Origin of the sequence: Streptomyces sp. NPDC096079 (assembly GCF_040303145.1) — a bacterium.
In the GTDB taxonomy this organism is placed as follows: domain Bacteria; phylum Actinomycetota; class Actinomycetes; order Streptomycetales; family Streptomycetaceae; genus Streptomyces.
In genome coordinates this window covers 191,243-215,211 of record NZ_JBEOST010000008.1, presented here as the reverse complement: position 1 = coordinate 215,211, position 23,969 = coordinate 191,243, and the positions used below count along the sequence as shown (strand labels likewise).

Below are 23,969 nucleotides of genomic sequence, written 5' to 3'. Positions count from 1 at the left end.
TCAACCACCGGCCCGCGCGTCGAAGCTGCTGTCGGCGTCCTGCCGGTAGGGCGCGCCCCGCCACCGCGCGGGGTCGAGCCTGCTGCCCGCGTCGTGCGCGGTGAAGCTCCACGGCCCGCGGTAGACGTTGGCGTGCCAGCGGTTGTGCTGCTCCTGGGTGATCGCCCGTGCGACCCGGTCGCCCTTGTACGGCGACCAGTCGGGGGAGCCGCCGACGTCGGACAGCACCGCCATGCGGCCGCACTCCGTCGCGCAGCCGACGACGGACGGATCGAGGAGGAAGCGGTTGTCGTGGATGTCCACCCGCTGGGTCCTCCACCGGCAGTCGGCGTACAGCGGGGCGGAGGCGATCGCCGGCGGCGCGCAGCGCCGGGTGTCCTTCACCAGCAAGGTGCAGTAGTCGGCCGAGGTGTTGGCCGGGCTGTTGCAGAACCGGTCGGCGTTCTCCCACAGGGTGATGCCGTTCCAGTTGTCCTCCAGGACGTTGCCGTAGATCTCGATCCCGTCCGTCCGGGCCGGGACCCGCGGCTCGCCGCCGGACTCGGACACGTAGACCGTCGCGTACGGGAAGTCGTCCCCGTCCTCGGCGGACGCGCGGCCCTCGACCCAGTTGTTCCGCCGGATCGTGTTGTTCCGCACGACCGCGTTGTAGCTGGTCTCGTACATCAGCGCGGCACCGTCGTTGCCCTCCAGGACGTTGTCCTCGAAGAGGAAGTCGTTGTTGTTCGTGTCCGCCCACAGCCCGGCCCCGCGGTTGTCGTGCACCCAGTTGCCGCGGATGTCGGCGCCGTCGACGGCCCAGAACTTGATGCCCGCGGTGCAGCCGCAGCCCGGCTGCCGCCGCTCCCAGTCGTCGGTGTTGTTGCCGGTGATCTCGCTGCCCTCGACGACGAGGCCGCGGATCGAGTCACCGGTCTTGTAGGCGTTCATGCCGTACTGCCCGTTGCCGCGCAGACAGCTGGCGCGGACCCGCTGGCGGGCACCGGCCATCAGCCCCGCGCCCGCGTTGTGCTGGATCGTGCTGTGCTCCACGACCCATCCGTCGGCCATGTCGTGGTTGACCACGCCCTCGTCCTGCGGCGCGACGAACCCCTGCACGGTCAGATACCGGATGGCGACGTCCGGGGCGGTCCCGCCGAAGGCGTACTGGTTGGTCCTCCGGCCGTCGAGCACCGCGCCGGGCGCGCCGAGGTACCGGTTGCCCCGCTTGGCCTCCACCTGGGCGTAGGGGTCCGAGGAGAACCGGTGCGTGCCGGGCAGGAGCCAGAACGTGGTGTGCGGGGGATTGCGGTCGGTCTTCGCGACCAGGTCCCCGACCACGGCCGGGTCGACCGTCACCGCGCCCGCCGGAGCCTTCGCCGGACCGGCCGCGGGCGCGTCGCACACCCGGGCCACGGCCCCGGAGGGCGCACCGGACCCGGACGGCGCCGTCGACCCGGACGGGGCTGTGGACCCGGACGGCGCCCCGGCCCGCTGCGCCGGGGCGTCCGGTGCGCTCGTGCAGCCGGTCGCCACCGGCAGGGCCAGCGCCAGCGCCGCCACCGGCAACGCCCAGCGCCGCCTCTCGAACACCACGCCTCCCCCTAGCCGTGGAACCTGAGCACGGTGGTGAACCCCCGCGCGCCGTCGGCGAAACCGGTGCCGACCAGCGTCGTGCTGGGTTCCTTGCGCCCGAAGCCGGCCGAGTACCAGCCCAGCGGCGGCTCGGACTCGCCGCGGTGCGCCCGCCAGGACAGCTCCCCGGGCAGGTCGAGCGTCGCGGAACGGTCCTCGCCGTCCCGCGTCCAGGTCAGCACGGCCCGGGACTCCGTCAGCTCCGCCGTGATCTCCGGCCCGAGGTGGAACGCCAGCTCCAGGGACCGGCGCGGGCCGCTCACCTCGTCGACGACCCTCACCTCCCGGGTCTCGCCCGTCAGCTCCACCCGGCGCCGGTGCGTGGCGTCCTGGTAGCCGTCGTGCTCGGCGGACCAGCGGGCCACCTTCGCGTCGGAGGTGTCGGCGACCAGGACACGGCTGCGGGCGTGCCGGGTCCACAGGAACGGGCCGCCGGACACCGACTGGTCGGCGCCGCCGAGGCGCAGGGTGTTGTGGCCGAGGGTCGACCGGAAGTACCGCCGCCACTCGGGCTGCCCGTGGTAGCAGTACGTCCCCGGATCGGCGAGCACGTCGACCCCGTCGTGCCGGACCTCCACGGAGAGCGCGTCCGCGTGGGCGTGGGCGGCGATCGACAGGAAGCCGTGCGGGCCGCCGTCGCAGCGGCACCAGATCTCGCCCGGACCGCGCAGGATGGTCATCCCCGCGTCGGCGAAGTGCGTGGGGCGGCTCGTCGGGCGGGGCAGGGCCGGCGGGGTGCCCCCCTTCCCGTACGGCCGGATGAGCGCGGCGAGGAGCGGGGTGCGCACATCGGTGCCGGTTACCGCCGGCCACCAGCCGAGCCGGCCGAACACGGCGTCCCCGGTGGCGAGGAGCGAGCCCCAGCGGTCGGTGCCCGCGCCGTCCACGACCAGACCGTGCCCGTCGTCGGAGTCGCCCTGGCGCGGCGGCCGCAGCCGGGCGTCCACGACGGCCGCGAGCGCGTCGGTCATCCGCAGCAGCACCGGCCGGACCGCCCCGGGGACCGGGACGCCCGCGGCGTCCGCCTCGGCCACCGCCGCGAGCCCGAGTTCGAGCACGAGGCCGTGGTATTCGCTGGCCAGCTCCCGGTTGAGGCCGGAGTGGAAGGTGTTGCTCCGCAGGTGCCGCTCCAGGGACCGCAGCGCGTCGTCCCGCCAGCGCTCCGAGGAGGGGAACCAGCCGAACGCGCAGGCCGCGGCGAGCTGCCCGGCGGCCTCCGCGATCACGTGGTTGTTCGCCGAGGACCCCCGGCTGGGGAACGCGGCCAGCCACCGCTGGTGGTGCCAGATCTGCCGCAGCGCCACCGGGTTCTCCTCGAAGAGACCCCTCGCGCCCGCCCAGCCGTCGAGCAGCCGCCGGACCCACACCCAGGACAGGAGGCGGATGCCCAGCTCGATCCCGCTCGTCCAGTGCACCCCGCGCAGCGGGGCGTTGGCCGCCCACCACGACCGCAGGTGCTCGGCCACCCGCTCGGCGTACCGCTCGTCCCCGGTCAGGGCGTACGCGGCGGCGAGCACGGTGAGGTACTGGTGCCGCGACAGCTCCCAGATCTGCTTGATGTCCCCGACCAGCTCCTCGTCCCGGTAGGGCACGTCGAAGGCGTAGCCCCACGGGGCCCGGCGCCCGGTCTTCGGGTCGAGGCACCAGTCCGGGGCGACCAGGTCGTCGCGCTCCTCGCCGAAGTACTCGGCGTGCCCGGCCATCAGCCGGTCCGCCTCGGCGACGAGACGCTTCGCGGCGTCCGGCGGCACCGAGTCGATCGCCCCCGCGGGCAGCACGGCGGTGAACCGGGCGCCGGTCACGCCGGGGCAGACCGGCCGCGCCGAACGCCACAGCCGCCTGCGGACGGTGTCGCCGACCCGGCCGCCGACCTCCCGCGGACCCATCCGGGACAGCCGCCGCAGGTACCAGCCCGCGCTCATCGTCATCGGGCGTCCGCCAGCGTCACCGGCACACCGGCGGCCAGACCGGCCTGTACGGCGAGGGTGGCCGCCGTGGTGGCGACCAGCGACTCCAGCGGCACCGGCATCGGTCCGCCGGTCCGCACGGCCTTGACGAACGCGGCCAGCTCGGCGTTCTGCCCCTTGTCCCGGGCCTTCGGCAGCCGCGAACTGACCCACTTCTCCGGGCCGTGCACCGAGGCGCGGACGAAGTCGTCCAGGCGCAGCACCTTGCCGTCCGCGACCAGGTCCAGCGTCTCCTTGGGGTAGCCGGGCGCGCCGGTGGTGACGTAGCTGATGGCGGCGGTGGACCCGTCCGGGTACCGCAGCAGGATCTGGAGGTCCTCGTTGCCCGCGGGGGCGACCGCGTACACCGAGACCGGATCGGCCCCGAGGAGCCAGCTCGCCGTGTCGATGAAGTGTCCGCCCTCGCCTGCGAACCGCGAGCCCTCGGTGCCCTGCTGGAGGTACCAGCTGCCGTGCTGGAGCCGCCCCGCGTTGACCAGGTAGCGCAGGCTCGCCGGGCCGGTCCGGGCCCCGAACCGCTTCCTGGCGTCCTGGAGCAGCGGCGCGAACCGGCGGTTGAAGCCCACCTGGAGCCGGTCGTTGCCGGACTTCTCCACCGTGGCGAGCACGCCGGCCAGCTCGTCCTCCGTGAGCGCCAGCGGCTTCTCCACGAACACGGCCTTGCCGGCGAGCAGCGCCTTCTGGGTCAGGTCGGCGTGCGAGCTGTGGCGGGTGACCACGAACACCGCGTCGATCCCCGGGTCGCCGAGCACGGCGTCGAGATCGGTGGTGGCGCCGCGGAAGCCGAACTTCCGCTGGGCGTTGGCCGCGGAGAGCGCGGTCGTGGTGACGACCGTGGACAGCTCGACGCCGTCGCGCCCCACCAGGTGCGGCAGCAGCATCGACGTCGCGTAGTTCCCCGCGCCGACGAACGCCAGCCGCACCGGCCCCCGGGCGGAGCGGGCCGGAGCGGTCGCCGTGCCGGAGCGGCGCACCTCGGGAACGGTGACCGCAGGGGCCTCCGGCTCCCCCTCCGCCGTCTGCTCGGGGTAGCGGAACAGGACGGCCACGGCCTTCAGGTCGCCGTCCTTGAGCGACCGGTACGTCTCGACGGCGTCGTCGAAGTCGGCGACGTGGGAGATCAGCGGCTCCACGTCGACGCGGTCGCGGGCGAGGAGGTCGACGAAGCACGCCAGGTTGCGGCGCTCGGTCCAGCGCACATAGCCGATCGGGTAGTCCCGGCCCTCCAGCTCGTACTCCGGGTCGTAGCGCCCGGGGCCGTAACTGCGGGAGAACCGGACGTCGAGCTCCTTCTCGTAGTACGCGTTCCAGGGCAGGTCCAGACGGCACTTGCCGATGTCGACGACCCGGCCCCGGTCCCGGCTCAGCCGGGCGGCCAGCTCGACGGGCTGGTTGCTGCCCCCGCCGGCCGCCAGGTACACCTGGTCCACGCCGTGGCCGCCGGTCAGCTCGGCGACCGCCGCCTCCACGGCCGGTGACGCGGGATCACCGCAGGCGGCGGCGCCCATGCGCAGGGCCAGCTCACAGCGCTCCGGATCGGGGTCGACGCCGACGACCACCGCCCCCGCGGCGGACAGCAGCTGCACCACCAGCTGCCCGATCAGCCCGAGGCCGATGACCAGCGCCACCTCGCCGAGCTGCGGCTCGCCCTGGCGGACGCCCTGCAGGGCGATCGAACCGACCGTGCCGAAGGCCGCGTGCCGCGGCGCGAGACCCTCGGGGACCGGCGTGTAGAGGTTCTTCGGAACCCAGTTCAGCTCGGCGTGCAGCGCGTGCTCGTTGCCGGCGCAGGCCACCAGGTCGCCGACCTTCACGTCGTCGATCCCGGCACCGACCTGCTCGACCACCCCGCACAGCGAGTAGCCGAGCGGCGTGTAGGAGTCCAGCTTGCCCATCACCTTGCGATACGTGGCGGGCACCCCGTTGGTGGCCACGCTCTGCATCACCTTCGCCACCTGGTCCGGCCGGGAGCGGGCCTTGCCCAGCATCGACATCCCGGCCTCGGAGACCTTCATCAGCTCGGTGCCCGTGGATATCAGCGAGTAGGCGGTGCGGACCAGCACACCGCCCGGCTTGCACCCCGGCACCGGCACGTCGAGCACGGCCAGCTCGCCGCTCTTGTAGTTCTGCACAACCTGCTTCACTCGAAGTCCCCTTGTTCCAGAGCCGTCTTCTACGCAGCCGACCGAGCGTCCCGGCCGGACCCGGAGGTCGCGTCGCGGTACCAGTACTCGAGGGTCAGCACATGCCACAGATGCTTGGAGAAGTCCCGCTGCCCGGCCGCGTCCTCGGCGACCATGCGCGCCAGGGCGTCGCGGCGCAGCAGCCCGGACCGGACCAGCTCGCCGTCGTTCACCACCTCGCGCACCAGCGGCGCCAGATCCCGGCTCATCCAGGCCCGCAGCGGGGCGCTGAACAGCCCCTTGGGCCGGTACACGATCTCCCGCGGCAGGACCGAGGTGGCCGCCTCCTTGAGCACGGCCTTGCCCTGCCGGCCGACGATCTTGCGGTCGCCGGGCACGGTGAACGCCGCCTTCACCACCTCGACGTCCACGTACGGCACCCGTACCTCGGTCGACGCGGCCATGCTCGACCGGTCCGTGTAGGCGAGGTTCAGGCCCGGCAGGAACATCCGGGAGTCGCCGAGGCACATCCGGTTGACGAAGTCGTCGAGCTCGTTGTCCTCGTACACGTCGGCGTGCTCGGTCAGCACGTCGTCCACGGTCCCCGCCAGGTCCGGGTCGACCAGCGCGAGCAGCTCCTCCTGGTCGTACATGGTGTAGCTGCGGCGGAACGCGGTCTCCTCCGGCAGGTCGGCGAAGGACAGGAACCGCTTCGCGAACCGCACCGACCGGTACCCGCGGCGCGCGGTGGCGACCGGCAGCCGGTCCACCGCCGCGGACAGCCCGCGCCGCACCGGCCGCGGGACGCGCTGGTAGCGCAGCGCGATCAGATTGGCCAGGTGCTTGCGGTAGCCGGCGAACAGCTCGTCGGCGCCCATCCCCGAGAGCATCACCTTGACCCCGGCCTCCCGGGCGGCCGAGCAGATCAGGAACGTGTTGATCGCCGCCGGGTCGCCGATCGGCTCGTCCAGGTGGTACGTCATCTCCGGCAGCAGGTCCAGCACGTTCGGGGCGATCTCGATCTCGTGCAGGTCGACGCCGAACCGCGCGGCCACCTGCCGGGCGTAGCGCAGGTCGTCCGGCATCGCCTCGAACCGGGCGTCCTCGGCGCGGAACCCGATCGTGTAGGCGGAGATCCCGGGCTGGTGGCGGGCCGCGAGCGCGGTCAGCCAGCTGGAGTCGAGGCCGCCGGACAGGAAGGTCGCCACGGGCACGTCGGCGAGCAGATGGCGCCGGGTCGACTCCTCGACGATCGCGGCCAGGTCGGGCCGCTCGCCCGCCCGGGCCCGTTCCTGTCCCTCGGCGGCGACGTCCTTCAGGTTCCAGAACCGGCCGCGCTCCACCCCGCCGTCGGGCCGGCACCGCAGCCAGCTCCCCGGCGGCAGCTTCTCCGCCTCGCGGAACGCGCACCGGGAGTCCGGCACCCAGTAGTACAACAGCGAGGCCACCAGAGCCGCGTGGTCCACCTCCAGCTTCCCGCCCGTGGCGGCGGCGAGCGCCTTCAGCTCGGACGCGAACACCAGGCCCCCACCGCGCCGCAGCAGGAACAGCGGCTTGATCCCGAGCTGGTCACGGGCGAGCACCAGCTCGCCGGTGCGCTCGTCGAAGATCCCGAACGCGAACATGCCGCGCAGCCGGGGCAGACAGTCCGTGCCCCAGCGGCGCCACGCCTCCAGGAGCACCTCGGTGTCGGAGGTGCCGCGGAAGCGCACACCGGCCGCCGTCAGCTCCGCCCGGAGTTCGGGCGCGTTGTACAGCTCCCCGTTGTACGTGAGGACGAGTCCGTCCGAGACCATCGGCTGGGCGCCCGTCTCGGACAGATCGACGATGGCCAGCCGGCGGTGCCCGAGCTGCACGTCGCCGTCACCGACGGGGTGGCCGTACCGCCCGGCTCCGTCCGGACCGCGGTGGGCGAGGGTGTCGGTGAGCCGGTCGGTGACGATCTTCCCGTCCGGCCACCGGTACGTACCTGCGATGCCACACATGCTCTACCGCGCCTCCTGGTCGCTGTCCGGAACCCGCGCCGCCCACAGGGGCAGCCGTTCCGTCCGATGCCGTCCCGCACCGCTCGGCCGGGGCAGCCGTTCGTTCCGTCCGCGCAGCGCGGTCCCCGTCCCGTCCCACAGCGTGCCGTCGGTGCGGTCACGGGGATCGGGGTCGATCAGCACCACACCGATCACCGGGATGTGCTGGTCCGCGAGCTGCCGCGCCACCGTGTGCAGCCACGCGGCGCTGCCGTGCCCGGCACGCACCACGAGCACCGTGCGCGTACCGAGGTACTGGAGGTCGGTCCACGCCGTGCCCGGCGCCACCGAGCCCACGCCGACCCGGCGCTCCTGGTTCCGCCCGGCCGTGGCACGGTCACCGCTGACCACGGTGGGGTCGCCCGGCTTCGCGCGGCGGGCGGCGAGCGGCAGACCGGGCATGCCGTCGACGACGACCACCGGGCCGTCCGCCGCGAGGGCCTTGGCGAGGTCCCGGGCGATCATGCCCGTGGCCCCCACGCAGCCCAGTTCGAGGAGCGACACCGGCTCGGCGGAGCTCCGCACGGTGCGCGCCAGCGAAGCGGTCAGTCTCGTGCGCGCCGCCCGGGTCCCGCGGCGCCGCCAGGGCGCGGCCGAGCGGTGCGGCAGCTCCGCGACGACCGAGGCGCCGAGGTTCGCCGCGATGTCCCGGCGCAGCACGGGCCGGTCCGCCACCACCGCGCCGACCGCGGCCACCGCGAGGCCGAGCGCCAGGCCGAGCGCGAGCCCGATCGCGGCGTCGGTCGCGGCGGCCTTGGGCAGCGAGTGCCGCACCGGCCGCGGCGCGTCCACGATCTGGGTGCCGGCCACGAGATGGGGCGTGCCGATGCGCGCCTGCGCCGCGCGCTGGCCGTAGTCGGCGATCTGCGAGGTGAGTTCGGCCCGGCGGGAGAACAGCGACTCCATGTCCGCCGACGCCTTCGCCCCGTCATCCGACGCCCCGTCACCGATCGCCTTGTTGACGTCGGCGAGGTCCTCCCGCAGCCGGTCGCGCTGGTCGAGGAGCGCCTTCGACTCGGCGTCCGCGGCCTCCTGTATGCGCCGCACGTGGTCCGCGACGAACGCGTCGGCCAGCGCCTGGGCGCGGGCCACCGCCTCGGCCTCGCTGTCGCCCGACACGCTGATCTCCAGCACGTTGTTCGTCAGGCCGATGCCGCTGTAGTCCTCCATGAAGTCCTCCGGTTTCTCCGGGGAACCGAGGGTCTGCAGGGCCTTGGCGGCGATGCGTGTGGTCTGGAGCAGCGAGACGTCGGTCCGTATCAGCGTGCCGGGGTCGTTCGGCTGGTCCTCCTGATGGGCGACCAGCAGCTTGGTCACCGCGGTCGGCGGGGGCGGCAGCAGGACCGCCAGGGCCACGCCCGCGAGCATCCCGAGCAGCGCCAGCGACGACCAGAGGCGGCGCCGTCTCCGTACCGCCGCGACCAGCGGCTGGAGGTCGAGCAGGGGAGCCGCGGCCGACGGCTCCGGGGTCGTACTCGTCGTCACTCCGTACCTCCCGTGGCGCGCGCGCCGACGGCGGGCGCGGGTGCGTCGACGTCCCGGGAACGGCCGGAGGACCGCGGCGGGCGGGCCCAGACCGTGCCGGCGACGACGATGCCGACGACCTCGTGCCGGGCGTCGGCACACGCCTCGGCGATGCCGGCCAGCTCGCCGGCCGTCCAGCAGCCCGCGCTGAGCACGATGAGGGCACCGGACTCGTCCTCACGGTCCTGCACCATCGGCTGGGACACCGACACCCCCACCGTCCGCAGCCGGGGGTCCGCGCCGGACGACGCGCCCCCGGCCTCGGCGACGAGCTGCGCCGCGGCCCGCTCGGCGATCCGGTCGCCGTCCGGGACGACGACCAGGACCGGCAGGGGCGCCGGCACCAGGTCCCGGAGGCGGGCGTACACCCGCCGGTAGCGGATGCCCCGGCTGGCCTCGTCGCCCGCGGTCCGCGGAGTCGGCACGTCCCACCGGATGTCCACGCCGACCAGCCGCCGCAGCAGACCGCCCGGGCCACGGCCACCCGGCCGGTGCGCGGACTTGTCGGCGGGCACGTCCACGGTGCCGAGGAGCGCCGAGCCCAGCGCCTCGGCGATCTCCGTCTCGGTGCGCAGTCTCCGGCTCACCCGCGCCGAGGCGAGATGGGCGACGACCGCGACCAGGAAGAACAACAGCGCCCCGGCGACGACGAGCTGCGTCCGTGTCGGAGGCGCCTCGCCCGTCGGCCGCGCCGCGGGACCCATGACGACCAGCTTGGCCTTGTCGGTCGACGGGTCGGCCTTCTCCAGCTTGTCCATGGACTCCTGCAGCGAGGTGCGCAGCTTCGCCAGCTCGGTCCGGGTCTGCACGCTCTCCACGGTGTTCCCCGAACCGGCCCCGTCGGCCAGCTCGTCGATGCGGCGGCTGGTCTGCTCCACCAGCTTCCGCAGCGCGTCGTCCTGCGCGGCCGCGGCGGACGCGCCCGTGTCGCCCAGGATCTCCGCCGCGAACGTGACGAACTGCCGGGCCGTCTGGTCGGCGAGCTTCTGCGCGCGCTCCGGCGTGTCCGCCGTGCCCGAGATCCTGATGATGTTCCCGTCGGCGATCTCGGCGGTCACCCGGTCCTTCAGCTCGCCGCCGCCGACCCCCGCCCAGCCCAGCGAGGCGGCCGTGCGATCGACCACCACCGAACTGGTCGCGATCTGGGCCTGGGTCAGCAGTTCACGCTCCTCCCACGCCCCCGGCAGCAGCACCGACGCCGAGGTCGTGTAGCGCGGCGGCAGCAGCAGGGAGGTGCCGTAGCCGACGAGCGCACCGACCACGACGAGGAGGGTGAGCAGCCGTCGGCGCCGACGGACGATCCGCCCGATCGTGACCAGGCGTATGGTGTCATCGCTCAACGACGCGGCCTTCTCCCCGTCCGTACACGGCCGCCCACCGACAGGGGAGCGCGGTCACGGCAGGCGGCGGCGTAGGCCGCCAGCAGCGAGAGCTGCGAGTGCCGCCAGGAGAGCTGCCCGCCGATCCGCTCCTGGCCGATCTTGCCCATCCGGGCCCGCTCCTCCGGGTCGTCCAGAAGCCCCGCGATGAGCCCGGCGAACGCGGCCTCGTCGTTGGCGGGCGCGTACACGGCGGCGTCACCGGCGGAGACCCGCGCCTCGCGGAGCTCGAACGAGACGATGGGCCGGCCCATCACCATGTACTCCAGGACCTTGTTCATCGTCGACACGTCGTTGAGCGGATTGCGCGGGTCGGGGGAGAGGCAGACGTCGGCCGTGGACAGGTAGCGCGCCAGGTCGGCGTCCGGGATGCGCCCCGTGAACTGGACCTGCTCCGCGAGACCGAGCCGCCGGGACAGCTCGACCATGGCGTCGAAGGCGTCGCCGGCGCCCACGAACACCGCGTGCCAGTCGGTCCGTCCGAGCTCGTCGCGCAGCTTCGCCAACGACCGCAGGGCGTAGTCGACACCGTCCTGCGGGCCCATGACCCCCAGGTAGCACAGCAGATGGGGCTTGCCGCGCTTCAGCTCCGGCTCCGGCGGCACGGGATGGAACCGGTCGACGTCGGGCGCGCTGCGCACCACGAAGACGTCCTCCGGCCGCCGGCCTCCCCGGCGCACCGCGACGTCCCGGTAGCTCTCGTTCGTGGCGAGCACGACGTCGGCCGCCCGGTAGGTCATCCGCTCCAGCGCGCACACGGCGCGGTAGAGCAGGTCCTCACCGCGGTCGAACCGGGACAGGTACAGCTCGGGCACCAGGTCGTGCTGGTCGAAGACGAAGCGCGCCCCCTGCCGCTTCATCCACAGGGCGGGCAGGAACAGCAGGTCCGGCGGGTTGCAGGCGTGGACCACGTCGACCGGACCGACCTTGCGGGCCAGCCGGAGCGTGTGCCACAGCGCCGTTCCGTACTCCTTCAGATAGCCGGCGGGACCTCCGGTGGCCGCGCGCAGCGGATAGCGGTGGATCCGCACCCCGTCGATCACCGCCTCCGCCTCGGTGTCCCGCTTCTCGCCGCGGGGGCAGATGACGTGCACCTCCCAGCCCGCGTCGCGCAGCGTCGTGCACTCCTGCCACACACGCCGGTCGAACGGCACCGAGAGGTTCTCCACCAGGACCAGCGCGCGCCGGCCGGCCCCTTCGCCCTCGGTCCTGTCACCGCTGGTCTCATTACCAAGCAAGGCCCACGTACCCCGGTTCGGCCCGGCGCGCGTCGGCGTCGGGAAGGTGGATGAGGTCGACGATCACCGGGCTCTCACCGTGGGGGAGCGCCGCGAGGACGGCGGGGTCCCTGGTTCCGACCAGGCACACCTCGGCGTGGTCGAGGACCTCGCCGACGGATTCCGCGAGCAGCTGCGCGAGGTGCGGAAGCCGGGTCTCGATGTACTCGCGGTTCGCGCCGAGCAGCCGCGACAGGTTCACGTTGGGGTCGTAGATCCGCAGGTCGTACCCCTTGCCGAAGAGCCGCTCCGCCAGCTCGACGAGCGGGCTCTCGCGCAGGTCGTCGGTGCCGGGCTTGAAGGAGAGGCCGAACAGGCCCACCCGGCGCTTGCCGGTGCGCTCGACCAGCTCCACCGCGCGCTGGAGGTGGTCGGCGTTGGACGGCAGCACGTGCGACAGGATCGGCACCGACACGTCCGCCCGCTGCGCCGCGTGGACCAGGCTGCGCAGGTCCTTGGGCAGGCAGGAGCCGCCGAAGGCGAAACCGGGCCGCAGATAGGCGGGGCTGATGTTCAGCTTGCGGTCGGCCAGGAAGACGTCGATCACCTGGTGCGAGTCCACCCCGAGCGCCTGGCACACCGCGCCCAGCTCGTTCGCGAAGCCGATCTTGAGGCCGTGGAACGCGTTGTCCGCGTACTTGATCGCCTCGGCCGTCGGCACCGGCACCCGGAACACCTCCCCGGGCAGCCCCTCGTACAGCGACGCCACCACATCGCCGCTCGCCGCGTCGAGTTCGCCGACGACGGTCTTCGGCGGGTCGAAGAAGTCCCGCACGCTCGTGCCCTCGCGCAGGAACTCCGGGTTGACCGCGACCCCGATGTCCACCCCGGCCGTGCCGCCCGCGGCCTTCTCCAGGATCGGCACGAGCAGGTTCAGGCAGGTGCCCGGAAGCATGGTGCTGCGGAACACGACGGTGTGCCGCCCACCGCGCTCCGCCACCGCGGCACCGATCTCCTCGGTGACCCGCTCCAGATACGTCGTGCACAGGCTGCCGTTGGGCTCCGACGGCGTGCCGACGCACACCAGCGACACCTCGCTGTCCGCGATCGCCGCGCGGACGTCACGGGTGGCGCGCAGCGCCCCCGTCCGCACGACCTCGGCGATGAGCTCGCCGATCCGCTCCTCGACCACCGGGGCCTTGCCGTCGTTGACCAGGTCCACCTTCACCTGGTTGACGTCCACCCCGATGACCTCGTGGCCCATGCTGGCCAGGCACGCGGCCGACACACAGCCCACGTACCCGAGCCCGAAAACGCTGATCCTCATGACTCGTTCCTCCCCCCAGTCAGGCCCTCCCGGCCGGCGCTCCCCGCGCCGGCCGGACGATGAACTCCGTGCATCAGTAGGCCCCCTGCCCGTACAGCACCGCCCGCAGCGTCTTCCACAGGATCACGGTGTCCAGGGCGAGCGACCAGTCCTCGACGTACCGCAGGTCGAGTCGGACCGCCTCCTCCCAGGACAGGTCGCTGCGTCCGCTGATCTGCCACAGACCGGTGAGCCCCGGCTTGACCAGCAGACGGCGCCGGACGTCCGGGCCGTACGCGGCGCACTCCTCCGGCAGCGGAGGCCGCGGACCGACGAGCGACATCGACCCCGTGAGCACGTTCAGGAGCTGCGGCAGCTCGTCGATCGAGTACCGGCGCAGCACCGCGCCCACCCGGGTCACCCGGGGATCCCGGCGGACCTTGAACAGCAGCCCCGCGCCCTCGTCGCGGTCCGCCAGCTCGGCGCGCGCCCCGTGCGCCCCGGTCACCATCGTGCGGAACTTCAGAATGGTGAACTCGCGGCCGTCCTTGCCGACCCGGCGCTGGAGGTAGAAGGCCCCGCCCCGGCTGTCCGCGAGCACGAGCAGTCCGACGATCAGCATGAGGGGCGCGAACAGCAGCAGCAGGAACGCGGCGCCCACCCGGTCGACGACCCCCTTGACCGCGCGGCGGCCGCCGGTGAAGGCCGGCATGCTGACCCGCAGCAGCGGGATCCCGAGCACCGCGTCGACGTGCAGCCGGGGTCCGGCCACCTCCATCAGCACCGGCGCCACGACCATCTCGGCGTCGCTGCCCTCGAGGTTCCACGCCAGCCGCTGCAGCCGGGCCGGCGACCAGTGCGGGTCCGGAGTGACCGCGACGACGCGGTAGCCGTCGCGGCGGACGTGCGTGGCGACGTCCGCCAGCGGGCCGACCACCGGCACCCCGTCCAGCTGGCCGTCGTCGGGCCCGAGGCCGTCCGTCGTGCACACCGCGTCCACCCGCCAGCCGAGGTGCGGGAACTTGCGGGTGCGGGTGATGAAGTCGCGCACGGTGTCCGGGCTTCCGGCGGCGAGCACCGGCCGCAGGCAACGCCCCTCCTTGCGCTGCTTGTGCAGCCAGAGCCGCAGCAGGTACCGCGTGGGAATCGTCACCAGCGCGATCGTCGGGACCGCGACGAAGATCCAGAGCTTGATGTTGTTCGAGGTGAGGGCGATCCCGCCGAGCGCGAGGACGACGGTCGCCGTGAACAGGGAGCGTCCGAGCCGGCGGAACTCCTCGGCACCCTGGCCGAGCACGGCCGGAGCCCACGCGCGGCTCACCGCGAGCGCGCCCAGCACGAGCAGTTCGGTGCCGAACGCGAGAATGCCCCACTTCTCATGCCAGTTGGCCGCGTCCCGGGCTCCGAAGAAGCCGCCGATCGCCGTCACGACCAAGGCGGTGGCCATGGTGTCGGCGATGATCACCGCGGCGCGGTAGCGCTGCTCCCAGTCGCTCGTGGCCCGGCCGATCGCGCCGCTCTCCAGCCCGTCGCGCGTCGACGGAAACGGGCTGACCAATTCCCCCTGCTGCACGGACCCCCCCAGGGTGCCAGTGGGCTCGACGTGTTGGCTCCACACGGTTCCTCCCCCTCGGGAGGCCCCCGCCTCCCGCGCTGTTCCTCCCCTCGGGAGGCCCCCGCCTCCCGCGCCGCGCTGTTCCTCTCCCCGGGAGGCACCCGCCCACCCCGCGAACGACGTACCGGCTACCGCAGCGCTACTCGAACACCCCGCCCAGGACGATTGATCACGCTTTGTCGCCTGGTGTCCGGGCTTGTGAAGCAAGGTCAATCTAGAGCATCGAAGACCCTGCGGAAGAGGGATGTGCGCAACTTGTGCTGAACCTTTGGAGGTTGATCGGAAAGCGGCAGTCCGCCCGACGGGACGCTCCTGGCGGGGACGTGCCCTGTGACCTGTGGTGACGGGTGTTCAGCGGGCTGTAGGCACCTCGCACCGAGACGCCTCGCCGTCCGGGCGCCATGGTCGAGCTTGGCTTGTTTTTTAACCTGGTCGGGGGTGGTGGGAGGGACAACCCGGGCTCTGGACACCGGGGTTACACTCCGCCGCCTTCTCCACCTCACCTGCCGGAGACCTCCGAGGTGGCAACAATCGGCGGGTCCCGCTCCCCGGCGGCGACCCCGGCCGCATTCGCGTGGATACGATCCGATCGAGACCCCGCTCCTCGAACCCGAACCGCACCACGGCCCTGGCGGCCTCCGTGGCCAGCCCCGCCCCCCAGTGGGCCCGCCCCAACCGCCAGCCGATCTCGACCGCGGGCAGCACCTCCGGCAGGAAGCGCGGCACCGACAGGCCGGTGAAACCGGCCAGTTCGCCGGTCGACCGGATCTCCACGGCGAACAGGCCGAAGCCCTCGGCCTCCCACTCGCTCTCCCAGGCGCGGATCCCGTCGCGGGTCTGCCGCTCGTCACGGACGCCGCCGTCCCGGATCCAGCGCATGACCTCGGGGTCGCCGTTGACGGCGGCCATGGGCGCGACGTCCTCCTCGCGCCAGCGCCGCAGGACCAGTCGGGAAGTCTCGAGCGTCACCATCCCCGCATGATGAGTCGCGCCGGGGCCGCCCGTCACCCCGGGGGCGTTGTCAGTGGGCGGGGATACGTTGTCGATGTTCCGCCGCTCCGGCGTGAACAACCCCTTTGACGTGCATGGGAGAAGTGCGTTGCCGGTCTGGGAGAGGTCGAGCGCGGCGCGGGTGGTACCGCCCGCGCGGCCGCGGAAGCTTGCCAAGGTGCCGTTCGTCGAACTGGCCGACGGGCGCTTGCAGGGCGTGGTGTCCAGCGGCTCCGACATCGGACGCGTGTACGTGTCCTCGATCGCCGCCGGAACGTTCGCGTTCGCGTGCAGCACCAACAACAACCGCCCCTGCGGAGGCGCGCGCGGCTCGTTCTGCAACCACCTCCGCGCGCTCGTCACCGAGGCGGTCCTGCAGTACGGCGCGCGGCGCGTCGCCCGCTACCTGAAGGCGGAGACGCCCGACCCGGAGCCCGACGCCGCCGCGCTCGTCGCGGCGATGACCGCCACCCGCCCCGCGCAGGGCGACACCTCGGCCGCCGCACCCGTCTTCAGCCGGTTCCTGCGGCACCTGGCCTACCTCGAACGGGAGCCGGTCACCGCGCCGTCGACCGAGATGCAGTGGTTCCCGGCGACGAGGGCGGCCGCCTGATGCGTACGGACCTGCTCGCCGACCCCGTCGACGGTCTCGACGAGGCGCTCACCGCCGTCGACGCCTTCGACGACGTGCTCGTCACCGGCCTGCTCCGCCCGGGGCCCGCGCAGACGGAGGGTCTCGCCGCGCTCGCGGGCGCCCTCGCCGGCTCGCCGCTCGCCGCCCTCGTCGCCGAGGCCGCCGAGAAGGCCGCGTCCGGCGCCGCCGGCGAGGACCACTTCGTCGCCCTCGCCGCCGCGCGCACCGCGCTCATGGGCTCCGTCCACGACGCCCTGACGGCCCGCGTCTCGGACGTCACCGGCCGCCCCACGGCGGAGGAGCCCGCGCGGCCCACCGGCGACGCCGAGCCCGCCGCCAACCCGCTGGCCGCCGCCCGCGCCTGGCTGTGCGACCTCGCCCGCGCGGGCTGGCAGGGCATCGACCACGAACTCGTCGGCGGCGCCGCGCCCGTGGTGTCCGCGCTGCTCCCCGACCCCGCGCTCCGCAGACAGGCGACCCTCCTCGACGGCTTCTCCGCCGAACTCGCCGCGTCCTGCCCGGGCGCGACCCTGGAGCGGACACCGGTGCGCCGCTGGGCCGATCTGTGGTCGCGCGCCCTGCTCCTGACCCTGCCCGGCGCAGCCCGCACGCCCGCCGTGACCACCGCCACGGGCCGCCTGCTGCCCCTGGGCCTCGACCTCCAGGAGCACGCGACCGCCGTACAGGCGCAGGTCCACGCCGTGCTCGAACCGGCCGACGGCACGCCGCCACGCCTGGTCCGGGCCGCCGTGTCCGCGCCCAAGCCGGACACCGTCGTCGGCGCCGGACTCTGGCAGCTGCTCCGGCCGCGCATGTCGCTGCTCGCCGCCGTGAGCGAGGGCCGCGCCGTGGAACTCGACGCCATGCCCGTCACCGCCGACGGCGACCTCCTCTGGGACGACGACCGTGCCCGTGCGGGGGAACCCGCCGACCCCTTCGCCACGGCCCGGGTCGCGCTCGCCACCGCGACCGACCCCGTCGCCGCACCCCTGGACCGGCACCCGGTCCGGATCGCGGTACCCGTCCTCCTGGAGGGGTACGCGGTGGAGCGCGCGGACGACGGCACGCTGACGTTCACCGTGGCGGGCTGCCGGCTGGCCGTCGACACCGACCGCGCACCGGCCGCGGGACCGCTCACCCCCGAGGCCGTCGCCGCGTCCGGCGCGTGCCTCGGACTGCTCCGCTGGGACGCCGGAGCGTTCCTGCTCCAGCCGCTCGCCGTCGAGTCGACCGTCCGGAAGAAGACCGTCGCCGTCCACGCGGGCGCGTGGGCCGGGGGCACCGCCGACAAGGCCGGAGCCCGCGCGGAGAAGGCGGCGACCGACGCGGTGGCCGTCCTCCGCGAGCGAGCGGGAAGGCTGCTGCGCGCATGACCGGACCCACCACACCACCGGAACCCGGCACCACGCCGCCGGCGCCTGCCACCACGTGGGGGCCCGCCGCCACGCCGGGGCCCGCCGCCACGCCGGGGCCCGCGATTCCGCCGGCGTCCGCCACTACGCCGGGGCCCGCGACCACCTCCGAGGCCACGCCCACGCCCGAGCCCGAGTCCACGTCCGAGCCCACGTCCGCGCCCGTGACCACCTCCGAGCCCTCCGAGCCCTCCGAGCCCTCCGAGCCCGTCGGGCCCGACGCCGATGTCAACCGGCGGCAGGTGCTCTACTGGCGGCTCCTCGCCCGGCTCTTCGACCCCGAGGAGCAGGCCGCCCTGGAGGCGGCGAGCCTCGCCGTCGTCGAGGACACCGGTCTGCCGGCCGCGCTGCTCGACCCCGGCGTCTCCGTGGACTCCGTCGTCCAGCGCCACCCCGGGCTCGCCGAGGAGCTCGACGGCCTGATGACCCCCGAGCCCGAGCCGGACGGCGCGCGCGACCGGGCCGCCGAAGTGCGCCGCGCCGCGCTCGCCTCGAAGCTGCTGCTCAACGTCTTCTCGACGGGCTCCGGCACCGTCTCCGCCGGGCAGCTCGCCCGCTGGCAGTCGGACGCGGGATGGCTGGAGCGCGCGCTGGGCTCCCCGCCCGGCGGCCTGCGCGGCGCCGGGGCGGCCGGCGCCGCCCTCACCGGCGACGTCGGCGGCCTCGGCCCCGAACTCGGCGCCATCGAGGCCGACCTCGTCCACCGCATGCACCTGCGCGAGGTGCTGGCCGACCCCGTGCTGGCCGCCCGGCTCACCCCCAGCATGTCCCTGATCGAGCAGCTGCTGCGCGACAAGGGCAACCTCTCGGGGGTCGCCCTGGCCAACGCCAAGGCGCTGATCAAGCGGTACGTCGACGAGGTCGCCGAGGTGCTCCGCACGCAGGTCGAGAAGGCCACCGTCGGCGAACTCGACCGCTCGGTCCCGCCCAAGCGGGTCTTCCGGAACCTGGACCTCGACCGCACCCTCTGGAAGAACCTCACCAACTGGAGCCCGGAGGAGGAGCGGCTCTACGTCGACCGCCTCTACTACCGGCACACCGTCCGCAGGACCACGCCCCAGCGCCTGATCGTGGTCGTGGACCAGTCCGGTTCCATGGTCGACTCCATGGTCAACTGCACCATCCTCGCCTCGATCTTCGCCGGGCTGCCCAAGGTGGACGTCCACCTCATCGCGTACGACACCCGTGCGATCGACCTCACCCCCTGGGTGCGGGACCCGTTCGACGTGCTCCTGCGCACCAACCTCGGCGGCGGCAACGACGGCCCGGTGGCGATGGCCATGGCCCGGCCGAAGATCGCCGAACCGAAGAACACCGTCATGGTCTGGATCTCCGACTTCTACGAGTTCGACCGCTCACAGCCGCTGTTCGAGGGCATCGAGGAGGTGCACCGCTCCGGGGTGCGGTTCATCCCCGTGGGCTCGGTGACCAGCTCCGGCCGCCAGGAGGTCAACCCCTGGTTCCGGGAGCGGTTCAAGGCCCTCGGCACCCCCGTGGTCTCCGGCCACATCGACAAGCTCGTGCACGAACTCAAGACCTTCCTCACCTGAGACCGAAAGGCCCTTCGCATGTCCGACCTGCTCCGCGCTCCCGCCGAGATCAAGTACGCCGAGGAACTCGACTGGCTGGAGTCGATCGACGACCACCCCAAGCCCTTCTCCTGGCGCCTGTCCCCGAAGATGGTCCGCCTGTTCATCCTGGGCTCCGAGCGCGCCGACGGCCTGGACCGCGAGGTGGCGCAGAAGTGGTTCGGCGACCGCAGCTTCGTCGAGCGCTCCATCGTCACCCTCGCCTCCGACCGCGGCCTGCTCCTCATCGGCGACCCCGGCACCGGCAAGAGCTGGCTCGCCGAGCTCCTCTCGGCCGCGATCAGCCGCAACTCCACCCAGGTGGTCCAGGGCACGGCCGGCACGACCGAGGACCACATCAAGTACTCGTGGAACGTGTCGATGGTCATCGCCAAGGGCCAGTCCCGCGAGTCGATGATCCCCTCGCCGATCATGACGGCGATGGAGACCGGCACCATCGGCCGCTTCGAGGAGCTGACCCGCGCCACCAGCGACGTCCAGGACGCGCTCATCTCGATCCTCTCCGAGAAGTACGTCTCGGTCCCCGAACTCGACGGCGCCGACGGCGAGAACATCGTGTTCGCCAAGCCCGGCTTCTCGGTCATCGCGACCGCCAACAGCCGCGACCGGGGCGTCAACGACCTCTCGTCCGCGCTCAAGCGCCGCTTCAACTTCGTCCGCATCCCCGTCGTGACGAACAAGAAGAGCGAGGCCGAGATCGTCCGCTTCCGCACCGAGGAGCTGCTGCGCCGGCACTCCATCGAGCTGGACGTGCCGCCCACCCTCCTCGACGTGCTCCTGCAGAGCTTCGCCGACCTGCGGGCCTCCGCCGCCGCGGCAGGCGGCGACGACGAGAAGCTGGAGTCGGCGCTGTCGACCGCCGAGCAGATCGGCGTCCTGGAGGACTCGATCCTGCACGGCAACTTCTTCGGTGAACGCACCCTGACGGCCCGCTCCCTCGCCGCCTCCCTGGTCGGCACGCTGGCCCGGCGCGAGCCGGAGGACCTGGCCATCCTCAACAAGTACCTGCACGGCGTCGTCGAGCCGCGCGGCAAGGAAGAGGGCGGCTCGTGGCCGGAGTTCCTCGAAGGCGGCCGCGAAGCGATCGCGAAGCTGTCGTGACCGGGGCGCCGTTCGCCGCGCTCCGCGGTCAACTCCACGAGGCCGCGGCGCGGTTCGCCGGTGGACCGGACGCCCTGGAGGGCATCCTCCTCGGGCTCGTCGACGACGTCGACCGCGCCGTCGCGGAGCCGCTGGAGATCTTCCCGGTGTGCCACCACTCGCCCGCCTCCGCCCTCGCCATGGCCCGCCGGCTGCGCGAGAAGCAGCCCAAGGTCGTCTACCTGGAGCTGTGCGAGGACATGGCGCCGCTCCTCACCGAACTGCGGAACTGCCGGCTGCCCGTGGCGGTGCAGGCGTTCGCGAGCGACATCGACGGCTTCCCCGCCGACTGGGCGCCGCTGTCGGTCGTCGCCCCGATCACGGAGGCCTCCGCCGAGTACCAGGCCCTCGCGTACGCCCTCGACACCCCCGGCGTGGAGCTGGTCCTCGTCGACCGCTCCTCGGACCACGTCTTCCAGTGGGATCCCCGGCACGACCGCCCCGACGCCCGGGCCCCGGAGGGCGCCGGGACCGCGACGGGCACCGAAGCGGAGACCGCGCTCCACGGCGAGGCCGTCGGCGTCGAGATCGGCGACCTGCGTCCCCGCTTCGCCGACCTGGAGGAACACCTCCTCCGGCACGGCAAGGTGCGGCACTGGTCGGAGTGGTGGCACCAGTACGTCGAGGTGCCGCTCGGCGACAGCGACCACGACACCTACCGCCAGGTCATGTTCCTCATCGGCAGCCTGTTCCGGCGGCTCGCCCCGGGCGACGGCGACCGCGTCCGCGTCGACGAGGACCGCGAGCGCCACATGTGGACCCGGATGCGCGAGCACCTGGCGGCCACCGGCACCGACCCGGCGGACTGCCTGTACGTATGCGGCGCCTTCCACGCGGCCAGCCGGGTCGCCGAGTTCGGCGTGCACGGCGGCGACGGCTTCGAGATCACGCCCCGCACGGCCACGACCTGGCAGTACGGGCTGATCCCTTCCAGCAACGCCGCCATCGAGGCCCAGTTCGGCCTCGCCTCCGGCTCCGTGTCCCTCGCGGCGACCCAGTGGACGAAGAACCTCAAGCGCACCCGGGTGAAGCCGTACCGCCTGGACGGCCAGGCCGGCACGAAGCGGACGGGGACCAGGGCGGTCGCGCCGACCGTGCCTCCCGCCGCCGCGCCACCGGCCGAGGACCGGCTCAGCGGCTTCCTCCAGAGGCCGCCGGTCCTCGACACCCTGGACGAGGCCGAACTCCTCGGCTGGTCCGTGGACGTCGTCCGCGCCGCCCGCCGCAACGGCTACCTCGCCTCCACCGCCGACGCGATCGCCGTCTTCGAGACCTCGATCCTGCTCGCCGGCATGCGGGACCGGGCCAAGCCCACCCCGTACGACTTCCAGGACGCGGCGGTCACCTGCATCGAGAAGGACAGCGTCCCCGGGCGCCGCGACGTGCGCCGGCTCGTCGAGAACATGATGGGCGGCGACCGGATCGGCCAGGTCGGCTACGAGGCCCTGCCGCCGCTCGCCCGCGACGTCCACGACCGACTGGCACCCCTGGGGATCGACCTCCAGCAGCGGGGCGTGCGCCGGGCCCTCCTCGACATGACCTCCCGGCCGGGTCTCGAGGCCTGCTCCGACGTCCTGTGGATGCTGCGCCGACTGCTGCCGCACGGAGCGGCGCGGCCCGTCATGGGGGAGCGGCGGCTCGGCGAGCGGTCGATCCAGGAGTCCTGGGACCTGGCCCTCGGCACCCACCAGCGGGCGCTCATCGAGCTCGGCTACGAGGGCGTGAGCCTCGAACAGGTCCTGGAGCAGCGGCTGCGGCGCACCGCGTACGGCCCCCGGGCGACCACCGCCGAGGTCCTCGCGGCCGTCGAGGACGCCACCCTGTACCTCGGCGGCCGGCGGCTCGCCGACGAGCTCGGCACCCGTGCCCTCGACGTGCTCGCGGGGGAGCGGACGGTCGACGGGGCGCCGGAGGTCCTCCGCCGGGTCCGCGGCCTCCTCGCGTACTACCGCACGAGCGAGCCGGTGCTGCCGCCGTGGATCGAGTCCTTCGTGCGCACCGGGTACGCGCACTACTGCACGCTGCTGCCGACGGCCTTCCGCGACGAGGACGTGACCGTGGGGCAGGTCGCGGCGATGCTGGGCTTCCTGTTCGGCATGGAGAACCTGGCGCTCTCCCTGGGCTGCGACAGGACCCAGCTGGAACTGGCGGTCGCGCAGGCGCACCCCGGCGACCCGGCGAAGACGGCCCTGCTGTGGGCGGCGCGGGTCCAGCTGGGCACGCTCTCCCGGGCGGAGCTGCGGGCCCGCTGCGACGAACTCCTCGCCAACCCCCTGGCCGTGCCCTCCTACCCGCGGTACCTCAGCGGCTTCGTCCACGCCCTGGAGCCGGTGCCGGCCCTGGCGGACGTGGTGGTGGAGGCCGTGTCGAACGCCTTCGGGCGCCTGCCGGACGCCGTCCTGCTGCCGTGGCTCCCGGTCCTCATCACGACCCTCCGTTCGAACGCGGCGGAGCTGGCCCCGCTGCTCATCCGGGAGGCGGGACGGATCTTCCCGGCCCGGCTCGCGGCCCTGGACGCCTGGGTCCCGCCGTGGCAGGAGCGACCGGCCGCCCCGCGCGCCGTTCCCCCGGCCGGCGCGCCCCGGGGCGTGGCCCTGCTCCCCGCCCACCCGGCGACCTGCGACGCCCTCGCGGAGCTGCTGGGCGGTACGGAGGGCTGGACGACGACGGCCGCACCGGGCGTGGAGCTCCTCACGAGCCACCCGGCCACCGCCGACGCCCTGGCGGCCCTCCTCGCCGACCGGTGACCCACCAGGGCCGCCGGCCCGCCGGCGGCCGGGAGGTGCCGGGAAGCCGTGACCCTTCCCCGGAGTGGCGGGGGAGCCGCGGCCGCTACTGGCCGACGCGTCCGTCGACGCACTCGCGGAGCAGGTCGGCGTGGCCGCAGTGACGGGCGTACTCCTCGATCCGGTGCACCATCAGCTCCCGCACCGCGATCCCGTCCTTCGGGAGCCGCTCGCCCAGGTCGGGCAGGGCGGCGAGGGCGGCGTCGGCCGCCGCCTGCTCGCGCTCCAGATCGGCGTACGAGGCGTCGACGACCGCCGGGTCGGCGACGGCTCCGTGGAAGTCCGCGTCACGCTCGCCGTACACCTTCGGCAGCGGCTCGCCCGTGATCCAGGTGATCCAGTCCCGTTCCACCTCGGCGAGGTGACGGATCAGTCCGAGGAGCGACATCGTCGACGGCGGGACGGAGCGGCGGGCCAGCTGCTCCGGGTCGAGGCCCTCGCACTTCATCCGCAGGGTCAGTCGGTAGCCCGAGAGGAAGTCCTCCAGCGTGGCCCGCTCGCCCTCCGGACCCTCGCCCCCGGTGTCACGGGGGTCGTCGGCAGGGTCCGCCCACATGTCGGGGTAGACAGTCGCCTGGCTCCAGCGCTCGGGATGATCGTTCATGGGCACATCCTCACGCAGGAGAACCGGGCCCCGCCAGGGAAATTC

At 73.5% G+C, this 23,969-nt stretch carries 16 protein-coding genes; 5 read left to right on the top strand and 11 right to left on the bottom strand.

Going from position 1 to position 23,969, the window contains the following annotated elements; genetic code table 11:
- The 10 genes from ABTY59_RS18770 to ABTY59_RS18725 all read right to left on the bottom strand — a co-directional run bounded on the left by ABTY59_RS18770 (nt 1) and on the right by ABTY59_RS18725 (nt 15,741).
- Nucleotides 1–1,572, bottom strand: coding sequence for a right-handed parallel beta-helix repeat-containing protein (locus tag ABTY59_RS18770; protein WP_352020203.1), 1,572 nt, complete (start codon nt 1,570–1,572; stop codon nt 1–3).
- Between the two features lie 11 nt (nt 1,573–1,583).
- Nucleotides 1,584–3,542, bottom strand: a complete 1,959-nt coding sequence (locus ABTY59_RS18765) for a heparinase II/III family protein (RefSeq protein WP_352020075.1) — start codon at nt 3,540–3,542, stop codon at nt 1,584–1,586.
- Nucleotides 3,539–5,725 (bottom strand): bi-domain-containing oxidoreductase, encoded by a 2,187-nt coding sequence (locus ABTY59_RS18760; protein ID WP_352020074.1) that lies wholly within the window; start codon nt 5,723–5,725, stop codon nt 3,539–3,541. Before ABTY59_RS18760 ends, ABTY59_RS18765 begins: the two co-directional genes overlap by 4 nt.
- Before the next feature lie 29 nt (nt 5,726–5,754).
- Nucleotides 5,755–7,689: an asparagine synthase (glutamine-hydrolyzing) gene (gene asnB, locus ABTY59_RS18755; protein WP_352020073.1), complete on the bottom strand. Its 1,935-nt coding sequence runs from the start codon at nt 7,687–7,689 to the stop codon at nt 5,755–5,757.
- A 3-nt stretch (nt 7,690–7,692) separates the two neighbouring features.
- Nucleotides 7,693–9,213, bottom strand: a complete 1,521-nt coding sequence (locus ABTY59_RS18750; protein ID WP_352020072.1) for a Wzz/FepE/Etk N-terminal domain-containing protein — start codon at nt 9,211–9,213, stop codon at nt 7,693–7,695.
- On the bottom strand, nt 9,210–10,592 hold the full coding sequence (locus ABTY59_RS18745; protein ID WP_352020071.1) for a Wzz/FepE/Etk N-terminal domain-containing protein: 1,383 nt from the start codon (nt 10,590–10,592) through the stop codon (nt 9,210–9,212). Before ABTY59_RS18745 ends, ABTY59_RS18750 begins: the two co-directional genes overlap by 4 nt.
- The gene (locus ABTY59_RS18740) at nt 10,589–11,869 is read right to left on the bottom strand and encodes a glycosyltransferase family 4 protein (protein WP_352020070.1); all 1,281 of its coding nucleotides are present in this window, start codon (nt 11,867–11,869) and stop codon (nt 10,589–10,591) included. The genes ABTY59_RS18745 and ABTY59_RS18740 overlap by 4 nt, the downstream gene beginning before the upstream one ends.
- A complete protein-coding gene (locus ABTY59_RS18735) occupies nt 11,859–13,175 on the bottom strand; it encodes a nucleotide sugar dehydrogenase (protein ID WP_352020069.1) in 1,317 nt (438 codons plus the stop codon). Before ABTY59_RS18735 ends, ABTY59_RS18740 begins: the two co-directional genes overlap by 11 nt.
- Before the next feature lie 73 nt (nt 13,176–13,248).
- Complete coding sequence (locus tag ABTY59_RS18730) at nt 13,249–14,727, bottom strand: sugar transferase (protein ID WP_352020068.1); 1,479 nt, start codon at nt 14,725–14,727, stop codon at nt 13,249–13,251.
- A 465-nt stretch (nt 14,728–15,192) separates the two neighbouring features.
- On the bottom strand, nt 15,193–15,741 hold the full coding sequence (locus ABTY59_RS18725; protein ID WP_352020067.1) for a GNAT family N-acetyltransferase: 549 nt from the start codon (nt 15,739–15,741) through the stop codon (nt 15,193–15,195).
- Nucleotides 15,742–15,868: 127 nt separating this feature from the next.
- Between ABTY59_RS18725 and ABTY59_RS18720 the strand changes: the two genes are divergently transcribed.
- Genes ABTY59_RS18720 through ABTY59_RS18700 form a run of 5 tightly spaced genes read left to right on the top strand, consistent with a single transcriptional unit; the run spans nt 15,869 to nt 23,281 of the window.
- The gene (locus ABTY59_RS18720; RefSeq protein ID WP_352020066.1) at nt 15,869–16,372 is read left to right on the top strand and encodes a hypothetical protein; all 504 of its coding nucleotides are present in this window, start codon (nt 15,869–15,871) and stop codon (nt 16,370–16,372) included.
- A complete protein-coding gene (locus ABTY59_RS18715; protein WP_352020065.1) occupies nt 16,342–17,766 on the top strand; it encodes a hypothetical protein in 1,425 nt (474 codons plus the stop codon). The genes ABTY59_RS18720 and ABTY59_RS18715 overlap by 31 nt, the downstream gene beginning before the upstream one ends.
- Complete coding sequence (locus ABTY59_RS18710; RefSeq protein ID WP_352020064.1) at nt 17,763–19,355, top strand: VWA domain-containing protein; 1,593 nt, start codon at nt 17,763–17,765, stop codon at nt 19,353–19,355. The genes ABTY59_RS18715 and ABTY59_RS18710 overlap by 4 nt, the downstream gene beginning before the upstream one ends.
- A gap of 18 nt (nt 19,356–19,373) precedes the next feature.
- Nucleotides 19,374–20,495 (top strand): ATP-binding protein, encoded by a 1,122-nt coding sequence (locus ABTY59_RS18705; RefSeq protein ID WP_352020063.1) that lies wholly within the window; start codon nt 19,374–19,376, stop codon nt 20,493–20,495.
- On the top strand, nt 20,492–23,281 hold the full coding sequence (locus tag ABTY59_RS18700; protein ID WP_352020062.1) for a DUF5682 family protein: 2,790 nt from the start codon (nt 20,492–20,494) through the stop codon (nt 23,279–23,281). The genes ABTY59_RS18705 and ABTY59_RS18700 overlap by 4 nt, the downstream gene beginning before the upstream one ends.
- Before the next feature lie 85 nt (nt 23,282–23,366).
- Here ABTY59_RS18700 and ABTY59_RS18695 read toward each other — a convergent pair whose 3' ends face one another.
- Complete coding sequence (locus ABTY59_RS18695; protein WP_352020061.1) at nt 23,367–23,924, bottom strand: mycothiol transferase; 558 nt, start codon at nt 23,922–23,924, stop codon at nt 23,367–23,369.
- Nucleotides 23,925–23,969: the final 45 nt, after the last annotated feature.

Coding starts and splice junctions, on each gene's coding strand:
- ABTY59_RS18765 (WP_352020075.1), bottom strand. CDS start 3,542: ATGACGATGAGCGCGGGCTGGTACCTGCGGCGGCTGTCCCGGATGGGT.
- ABTY59_RS18710 (WP_352020064.1), top strand. CDS start 17,763: ATGACCGGACCCACCACACCACCGGAACCCGGCACCACGCCGCCGGCG.
- ABTY59_RS18725 (WP_352020067.1), bottom strand. CDS start 15,741: ATGGTGACGCTCGAGACTTCCCGACTGGTCCTGCGGCGCTGGCGCGAG.
- ABTY59_RS18705 (WP_352020063.1), top strand. CDS start 19,374: ATGTCCGACCTGCTCCGCGCTCCCGCCGAGATCAAGTACGCCGAGGAA.
- asnB (WP_352020073.1), bottom strand. CDS start 7,689: ATGTGTGGCATCGCAGGTACGTACCGGTGGCCGGACGGGAAGATCGTC.
- ABTY59_RS18735 (WP_352020069.1), bottom strand. CDS start 13,175: ATGAGGATCAGCGTTTTCGGGCTCGGGTACGTGGGCTGTGTGTCGGCC.
- ABTY59_RS18695 (WP_352020061.1), bottom strand. CDS start 23,924: ATGAACGATCATCCCGAGCGCTGGAGCCAGGCGACTGTCTACCCCGAC.